This window comes from Romboutsia sp. MSSM.1001216sp_RTP31141st1_G3_RTP31141_220114 (assembly GCF_039031195.1).
Taxonomy (GTDB): domain Bacteria; phylum Bacillota; class Clostridia; order Peptostreptococcales; family Peptostreptococcaceae; genus Romboutsia_C; species Romboutsia_C hominis.
Map to the genome: position 1 here is coordinate 1 of NZ_JBCIUO010000034.1, position 8504 is coordinate 8504.

Consider the following 8504-nt stretch of genomic DNA (forward strand, 5'->3'; position numbering starts at 1 on the left):
TTTTCAAAGTTCATTTTCGTTTTTGCCCTTTTCTTAAGGACAAGTAATACTATATCACCTTACATTTATATCGTCAATACTTTTTTTAAACTTTTTTTAATTTTTTTCTTAATCTATTATTATCTGTGATTTAGTCTATGTATTTTTCTACATTTCATACTAATTTTTATACTTTTTATTGATATAAGAAAACTTTTTACAAGCTTCCTTATATCAATAAATACTATTTCTCTAATAGTTGTGTCATTCTACTTATATCTAAGCCTAAGACATGTTCTCCATCTATAATAGTTAGAGGAATAGACATATACCCCATACCTATCAACTTTTTCTTGGCATCTAAATCTTTCGATATATTATATTCTTTATATTCAATATTTTTATTTTTTAGAAACTCTTTAGCTTTTATACATTGTGGACATGTATCGCTAGTGTATATCTCTACTACTTTCATCTATCTGCTCCTAAGTATTTATTTTGTTATGCTTGTATTTTTTTTTATATTATATTAGATTATTATTAACTCATTATTAGTATATAATATAATACATAATTTATTTTTTCTAAGTTAATATATTTAATAATACAAAAAATTGCATTATTATTCAATATAACTCTACATTTTAGGAGGATTTTAGTATGAGCAAAAAAGTATTGATTATGTCTGCTTCAACTGGTGGAGGTCATAATAGAGCTGCTCGAGCAATTAAAGAGGAGTTAGAACAAAAAACGATAGATGGTTTTAATATACAATGTGAAATAGTGGATAGTTTAAAATTAGTTAATAATACAATGGATAAAATAATTTCTAGGGGATATGAAAAATCTGCTATATATACTCCAAAAGCTTATGGTAGTGTATACAGATTTTCTGAAACCTCTCTTGTTTCTAAAAATGAGTTTAAGGGTAATTTGCTTACATCTTTAATGGCAAAAAAATTCAAAAAGCTTTTAAATGATTCTAAACCCGATTTAATTATAGGTACACATCCCTTCCCTATGATAGCTTTAAGTACACTAAAAAAACATAGTGATGGAGGTTCTGATCACGGTTTACATCTAGGTGATCACCATGATACTATAGATGTGCCTCCAATGATCTCTGTCCTTACAGATTATACTACTCACTCTACATGGATACAAAATGAAATAGACTATTATATAGTAGGTCATGAGTATGTAAAAGAATTGCTAGCATATGAAGGAGTTGATACTGAAAAAATCAAACCTTTTGGTATCCCCGTAGAAAAATCATTCTTAAGTAATAGAGAAAAAGAAGAAGTTTTAAATGAATTAGGTTTATCTTCTGATAAACTTACAGTTCTACTTATGGGAGGAAGCTTTGGAGCTGGTAATATAAAAGAAACCTTAGAAGAATTACTAGATATTGATAGAGATTTTCAAATTTTAGTCATTACAGGAAGAAATGAATCCTTAAAAGAGAAACTTGAAAAGAAACTGGCTACTCACAATCATAATAAAAATATATGTGTACTTGGGTACACTAATAAAATGAACGATATACTTGCTTCTATTGACGTTTTAATAACAAAACCTGGTGGTTTAACTACTACAGAAGCTTTATTAAAAGACGTTCCTATGATTGTTCCATATTATATTCCAGGACAGGAAGAAGAAAACTTAGATTTTCTTTCAAATTGTGGTGCAGCCCTTAGAACAACTAAAAAGTATACTCTTTCAGTTTTACTAAAAGTACTAATAGATGATCCATCTAGATTAGATATGTTAAAGAAAAATATAAAATCTATAAGAAAATTTAATTCTTCTCAAAATATAGCTAATTTAGTTGAGGATGTATTACTATCTATGAATTAATTTTAATTAAATTTACATAATAAATGCCCAATGGATAATATCCTTTGGGCATTTTACAATTATATATATTAGTATGTAGGTTCATAAAAATCTTCTTCATAATCATATTGATACTTCTTATAATTATTCCTAAAGCACGAGTTTTTGCTTTTCTGAGCTTTACTGTTTTTTTTCTTTATTAATAAGCTCATATCATCAGATTCTGTAAACTTTGTTTTTCCTTTAGATTTTAAGTTTTTTTCTCTTTTTTCTTTCAAAGCTTTTCTCTCTTCTAGGCTCATTGTTGATTTCATTTTATTCTCCTATAAATAATTTTGAATGAATTTATTAAAATTATACATTAACTCATTGCTTAATTCAACAAGTGTACCTTATATTATTTGAGTAAATTTATATCAATAAACGACAAAAAATCGAGGTAAATACCTCGATTTTTTATATTTCTCTTCTTCCTTCTAAAGCTTTTGATATAGTTACTTCATCAGCATACTCTAAGTCTCCACCTACTGGTAGACCATGAGCAATTCTAGTAACTTTTATCCCCATAGGTTTTAAAAGTCTAGCTATATACATAGCCGTAGCTTCCCCTTCAATCGTTGGGTTTGTAGCCATTATTACTTCTCTTACATCCTGATTTCCTAATCTTTTGATTAACTCTTTAATTTTTATCATATCAGGTCCAATACCATCCATAGGAGATATAACTCCATTTAATACATGATATTTCCCCTTAAATTCTCTTGTTCTCTCCATAGCAGCAACATCTCTAGGATCTTCTACTACACATATTACACCAGCATCCCTGTTTTTATTAGAACACATACTACAAGGGTCTGTGTCTGTTATATTACAGCATACTGAACAATATTTTATTTCTCTCTTAGCTTCTAAAATAGCTTTAGATAAAGACTCTACATCATTAACATTCATGTTTATTACATGGAAAGCCAACCTTTGAGCCGTTTTTCTACCTACTCCTGGAAGCTTTGAAAATTCTTCTATAAGCCTAGCTATAGGCCCTGTATAAGATTGCATATTATCACCTACTAGAATAACCCTGGTATGTTCATTCCTCCAGTTAATTTACCCATTTGAGATGATTGCATTTCATCAACATTTCTTAAAGCTTCATTTATAGCACTTAATACTAAGTCTTGTAACATCTCTATGTCATCTGGATCAACAACTTCAGGTTTTATATTTATATCTAAAACTTCTTTCTTACCGTTAACTTTTACAGTAACAGCTCCTCCACCAACTGAAGCTTCTATTTCCTTAGCTTCTAATTCTTCTTGCATTTTTTGCATGTTTTCTTGCATCTTTTGAGCCTGCTTTAATAAATTGTTCATATTTCCAGGCATCATTCCGCCTCCAAAACCTCTTTTAGCCATTTTAAATTCCTCCTTAAAACTATTTTATTTTAATATTATATCATATTAGCGTTTATTATTTACTTTCATTTTCTTCGACACTATCTTTTATTTCTAGTATCTCCTCATTTACTATACTTTTTAGAATCTCCTCACCTTTGTCAACTTTTCCACTCTTTATTTCTAAGTCTATGTTTTTAACTTCAGATTCTAATATTATTTTTATATTAAAACTTCTACTTATAGTTTCCCTTATTACTTTTTCTATATATGCTATAGTATCAGGTTCGCTTAGTCTTTTCTTAGCAAACGCAAATCCATCTGCGTATATTAGATATAACACATTTTCATATACGTTAAAACTACTTACATCACCTAATAAGAAGTATACTGGCATTTGTTTACTTTGCTTATCATCCTTTATACTCTTTCTAATCTTAGGCCATGATGACTCTATAAGCTTAACATCTTCACTTTTAACAGATTCGTATACTACTTCATCTGTCTCTATTATTTCTTTTTCCTCTATTATATTATTAGTATTCTCTATATTGTTGCTATTAACCTTTATATTTCCACTCTCTATTTTCTTCTCTAAATTCTCTATTCTCTTTATTAAAGCTTCTTTACTTTCATCAAACATAGGTTGGGCTATTTTCATCATAGTAACTTCAGCCAGAACCCTTGGATTCGATGAGCTTTTCATGCTATCTTGTGTAACAGATAATATATTTAAAACTCTTATAATATCATTTACATCTACACTTTCAGCTTGGGACTTTAATTTATCTATAGTCTCTTCTGGTAAAGAAATTATCTCATCTAATTCAGTTGACACCTTACAAACCATAAGATTTCTAAAATGGTCTATTAAATCATTAATTAAATTTCTTATATCCTTACCCCAAATTACAAATTCATTTAGTGCTTGAAGAGAGTTTTTTGTATCTTGATTTATTATGAACTGAGACATCTCAAATAATTGCTCTATATTTACTGTTCCTAATAATTCAACTACATCTTTGTATTCTATTTTGTTACCACCAAAAGATATACATTGATCTAATATACTTAAGGCATCTCTCAGTGCACCTTGTGCATTTCTAGCTATTAGGTTAAGTGCTTTATCTTCAACTTCTATATTTTCCTCATTGCATATCTTTTTCATTCTTTCAGACATATCATTAACCGTAACTCTTTTGAAGTCAAATCTTTGACATCTAGATAGTATTGTAGCCGGTATCTTATGAGGTTCAGTTGTAGCTAATATAAATATTATATATGATGGCGGTTCTTCTAATGTCTTTAAAAGTGCATTAAAGGCCCCTTGCGATAACATATGAACCTCATCTATTATGTATACCTTATATTTAGCCTTTGTAGGCGAATATTTAACACTTTCTCTAAGCTCTCTTATATCATCTACACTATTGTTAGATGCCGCATCTATCTCTACAACATCCATTATATTATCATTTATTATATCCTTACATACTTCACATTCATTACAAGGCTCTTGGTCTTTACTTTGCACACAATTAACTGCTCTAGCAAATATTTTAGCCGTAGATGTTTTACCTGTCCCTCTCGTTCCTGTAAATAAATATGCATGTCCTACATTATTACTTTCTATCTGATTCTTTAACGTTCTTATTATATGTTGCTGGCCCACAACATCTTCAAAATTTTGTGGCCTATATGCTCTATATAATGCTTTATGCATTCTTATCTCTCCTTAAATAAACTTCATACAATTAATCTATTTTTATCTAATTATATCATCACATTACTTATATTTTAAATGCTAGTATTTATTTTTATATAAAATACAACCTACATTAATTATTAACGTTATTAAATGTAAATATATACTAATCAAACTAAATTTATTTTAAAATATAAATTATCTTAACTAATTTTATTAAAAGTATAAAAAAACATATTTTTTATACCATATCTATTAATCATATTTTGTATACTCATTAATATATTTCTAAAATTATGCATAGAGTAAAAAACTCATGATTTTCTTATAATTAAAAAAAATCTCTTATAATAAGAGATTTGTTTTTTATATATTAAAGCTGTACACCATCTATTGATTTACTCTCATAGGCGTTACCTAAACAGTTAGCTCAACTTAGGCACCCCTACGGCACACGGAAGTGATCACTTACCGCTGCTTCCTTCCGGATCTGACGGGGTTCATGAGCTTCCATTGCGTAGGACCTAAGTGTCAACACCACTTATTCAGGGCAGCCCTACAAGATGTAAACCTCTAGATGGAATTCAATCCTGCTATAGCGGATTGCAGGTTACAGGGCACCGCTACCTCCCCATCTAGTACAGCAAACTTATAACCATATTTAAATTTTCCTCTGGCGGAGAGAGTGGGATTCGAACCCACGATACGCTTTTGACGTATACTCACTTTCCAGGCGAGCGCCTTCGACCGACTCGACCATCTCTCCTTATTATCTTTTCCTAAGAGCTCTAAAAAATTCCTGTAATATATTAGAACATTCTTCTTTTAAAACACCGAATAAGACATTTATATTGTTTCGTTCATAGTAATCAGTCTTAAATTTATGCTGATTTTCTGTATATTCGTTTTTTATATGTTTAGTTCCTATTATAAGTTTTTTTATTCTAGAATTAACTATAGCCCCACTGCACATAATACAAGGTTCCATTGTAACATATAATTCACAATCAATAAGTCTCCATCCACCTAAGTTTCTAGCAGCTTCTCTTATTGCTACAATCTCAGCATGAGCTGTGCTATCATTTAAAGTTTCAGTTAAATTATGTCCTCTGCCTATAATATTGCCATCTTTAACTACTATGGCTCCTATAGGAGTTTCGCCTTTTTTAAAGGCTTTATCTGCTTCTTTCAAGGCTTCTTTCATATATAGTTCTTTATTCATATTTCCTCCTAGAACTTATAACACTTCTATATTATCATAGTTACATTTATAATTCAACTGAATTTTAATTTATTTGTACAAGTTAAAATTAGTTACTATTGCATAATTCTTAATTATAAGTAATATTAAACAATGTAAATTGGCTATATTTGTAACTTAAATAGACTATAATATCATTAGGTTACAAGGGTTAAATTTGTGAGGACTATCTATAGCTTATATTTTTCTAAACTACATACAGTTGCATCCTATTTCTTATTAAAAATATTATATCACTATATATAAAAACCAACAGAAATCTGTTGGCCTTTATATATAGATAATGATCTTCTTAATATATGTCTAAATTGCGTTAGATCTTATAATTCTTCTTTCTTTATAACATCTACACCCATGTATGGTCTTAATACTTCTGGAACTACTACTGAACCATCTTCTTGTTGATAGTTTTCTAATATAGCAGCTAAACTTCTTCCTACTGCTAATCCAGATCCGTTTAATGTATGAACGTATTCTGCTTTAGATTTTTTGTCTCTCTTGAATCTTATACCAGCTCTTCTAGCTTGGAAATCTTCAAAGTTTGAACAAGAAGATATCTCAACGTATCTGTTGTAACTTGGCATCCATACTTCTAAGTCATATTTAAATGCTGCAGTGAATCCTAAGTCTCCTGTACATATCTTAACAACTCTGTAAGGTAATCCTAATAATTGTAACATTTTTTCTGCATCGTTAGTTAATTTTTCTAACTCATCGTAAGAATCTTCTGGCTTAACAAATTTAACTAATTCTACCTTGTTAAATTGATGTTGTCTTACTAATCCTCTAGTATCTCTACCAGCAGAACCTGCTTCAGATCTAAAGCATGGAGTATATGCACAATATTTTATTGGTAATTGGTCAACTGTTAATATTTCATCTCTATGTATATTAGTTACAGGAACTTCAGCAGTTGGTATTAAGAAGTAATCAACACCTTCAACTTTGAACATATCTTCTTCGAACTTAGGTAATTGACCTGTTCCTATAAAGCTAGCTCTATTAGCCATGAAAGGAGGTAAAACTTCTGTATATCCATGCTCAGCTGTATGAGTATTTAAGAAGAAGTTTATTAACGCTCTCTCTAATCTAGCTCCTAATCCTTTGTATAAAGTGAATCTTGAACCTGTTATTTTACTTCCAGTTTCAAAATCTAATATTCCTAATCCTGTTCCTATATCCCAGTGTGCCTTATGTTCAAAGTTAAACTCTGTAGGTTCTCCCCAAGTTCTTATTTGAACATTATCTTCATCTGTTGTTCCTTGTGGAACATCAGGATGAGGTACATTTGGTATTCTCATTAAGTTGTATTCCATCTCTGCTTCTACAGCTCTAACTTTTTCATCCATTCCTTTTATCTTATCTGATAATTCTTTAAGTTGAGCTTTAGCTGCCTCTACATCTTTACCTTCTTTTATTAATTGAGGTATTTTCTTAGATTCTACATTTAACTCATTCTTCATTACTTCAACTTCTTTAAGTAATTCTCTTCTTTCGTCATCTAATCTAACTACAGCATCTAAGTCGAATTCTTTTTCGCCTCTTCTATCCATAGCTTTTTTTATATCTTCTAAATTTTCTCTTATTCTTCTGACATCTAACATTGCTAATTCCTCCTTATATTTTATAATTTATTTTACTTTAATTAACCTATTCAAAACTTATAACTTTTGTTAATCTACCAGCGCTAATAAATTAATTTTAGTCATAAATAACGTTTTCTAATACATGTATTTTTATCTAAAACCTTAATCTTAGGGTAATTATTGCATTAAAAAAAGACCTTCATTCCCCTATGAAAGGGACGAAAGTCTTGTTATCCGCGTTGCCACCCTAATTGGTTATATAAAAATATAACCCTCTCAAACCTGTAACGTAGGTATACGTCTTACCTTATTGTTTCGGTAGAAGCTCCAGAATAGATTCAAAAACCATTGTAATGAGTTCACACCTACCACTCACTCTCTGAATACAAACTTGCTCTTTACTAATTTCCTTCAAAGCTTTTTATTAATTCTTCTATTTGATAATCATTATATTATATATATTATCAAGTTTCAATAGTATTATTCAAAAAAGTTTTTTCAGTTTTAAAAAATTTTAATTTTTACAATCTCTAACTCTAGCTATTTCAATGCTTCTAATATTTTTTATATAATTATATATTTTATTTATTAGATTTAATATATGGTATGAAAAACAATTATATTTATTTTTTTGCATAAAAAAAGACTACGTGGCTACGTCTTACTCTTCCAGGGGGTCGCCCCCCAAGTACCATCAGCGCTAAAGAGCTTAACTTCTGTGTTCGGTATGGGAACAGGTGTATCCT

8 protein-coding genes, 1 tRNA gene, 1 rRNA gene, 1 other RNA gene and 1 other annotated feature are annotated in these 8504 nt (G+C 29.6%); of the genes, 1 reads left to right on the top strand and 10 read right to left on the bottom strand.

Translation table 11 applies throughout. From position 1 onward, the window contains the following. Positions 1-223: 223 nt before the first annotated feature. A complete protein-coding gene (locus ABCP60_RS15325; protein ID WP_092921367.1) occupies positions 224-454 on the bottom strand; it encodes a glutaredoxin family protein in 231 nt (76 codons plus the stop codon). A 185-nt stretch (positions 455-639) separates the two neighbouring features. Here ABCP60_RS15325 and ABCP60_RS15330 point away from each other — a divergent pair, with 185 nt between their 5' ends. Continuing rightward, entirely contained in the window at positions 640-1836 is a 1197-nt protein-coding gene (locus tag ABCP60_RS15330; protein WP_343102112.1) for a glycosyltransferase, read from the top strand. A 68-nt stretch (positions 1837-1904) separates the two neighbouring features. On the opposite strand, the gene ABCP60_RS15335 is transcribed toward ABCP60_RS15330, so the two are convergent. The 9 genes from ABCP60_RS15335 to rrf all read right to left on the bottom strand — a co-directional run. After that, positions 1905-2129: a hypothetical protein gene (locus ABCP60_RS15335; RefSeq protein WP_092921363.1), complete on the bottom strand. Its 225-nt coding sequence runs from the start codon at positions 2127-2129 to the stop codon at positions 1905-1907. A 142-nt stretch (positions 2130-2271) separates the two neighbouring features. Then, on the bottom strand, positions 2272-2871 hold the full coding sequence (gene recR, locus ABCP60_RS15340; protein WP_343102113.1) for a recombination mediator RecR: 600 nt from the start codon (positions 2869-2871) through the stop codon (positions 2272-2274). A gap of 11 nt (positions 2872-2882) precedes the next feature. After that, complete coding sequence (locus ABCP60_RS15345) at positions 2883-3227, bottom strand: YbaB/EbfC family nucleoid-associated protein (protein ID WP_092921359.1); 345 nt, start codon at positions 3225-3227, stop codon at positions 2883-2885. A 55-nt stretch (positions 3228-3282) separates the two neighbouring features. Next, positions 3283-4929, bottom strand: a complete 1647-nt coding sequence (dnaX, locus tag ABCP60_RS15350) for a DNA polymerase III subunit gamma/tau (RefSeq protein WP_195238869.1) — start codon at positions 4927-4929, stop codon at positions 3283-3285. 361 nt (positions 4930-5290) lie between these two features. Continuing rightward, positions 5291-5555, bottom strand: an RNA gene (ffs, locus tag ABCP60_RS15355) — signal recognition particle sRNA large type. 30 nt (positions 5556-5585) lie between these two features. Further along, positions 5586-5677 (bottom strand) — tRNA-Ser (locus ABCP60_RS15360). A 3-nt stretch (positions 5678-5680) separates the two neighbouring features. Then, entirely contained in the window at positions 5681-6133 is a 453-nt protein-coding gene (locus ABCP60_RS15365) for a nucleoside deaminase (RefSeq protein ID WP_092921356.1), read from the bottom strand. A 359-nt stretch (positions 6134-6492) separates the two neighbouring features. After that, entirely contained in the window at positions 6493-7776 is a 1284-nt protein-coding gene (gene serS, locus ABCP60_RS15370) for a serine--tRNA ligase (protein WP_092921354.1), read from the bottom strand. Between the two features lie 193 nt (positions 7777-7969). Beyond that, positions 7970-8182: a binding site (T-box leader), on the bottom strand. A gap of 224 nt (positions 8183-8406) precedes the next feature. After that, positions 8407-8504 (bottom strand): 5S ribosomal RNA (gene rrf, locus ABCP60_RS15375); the annotation flags it as partial.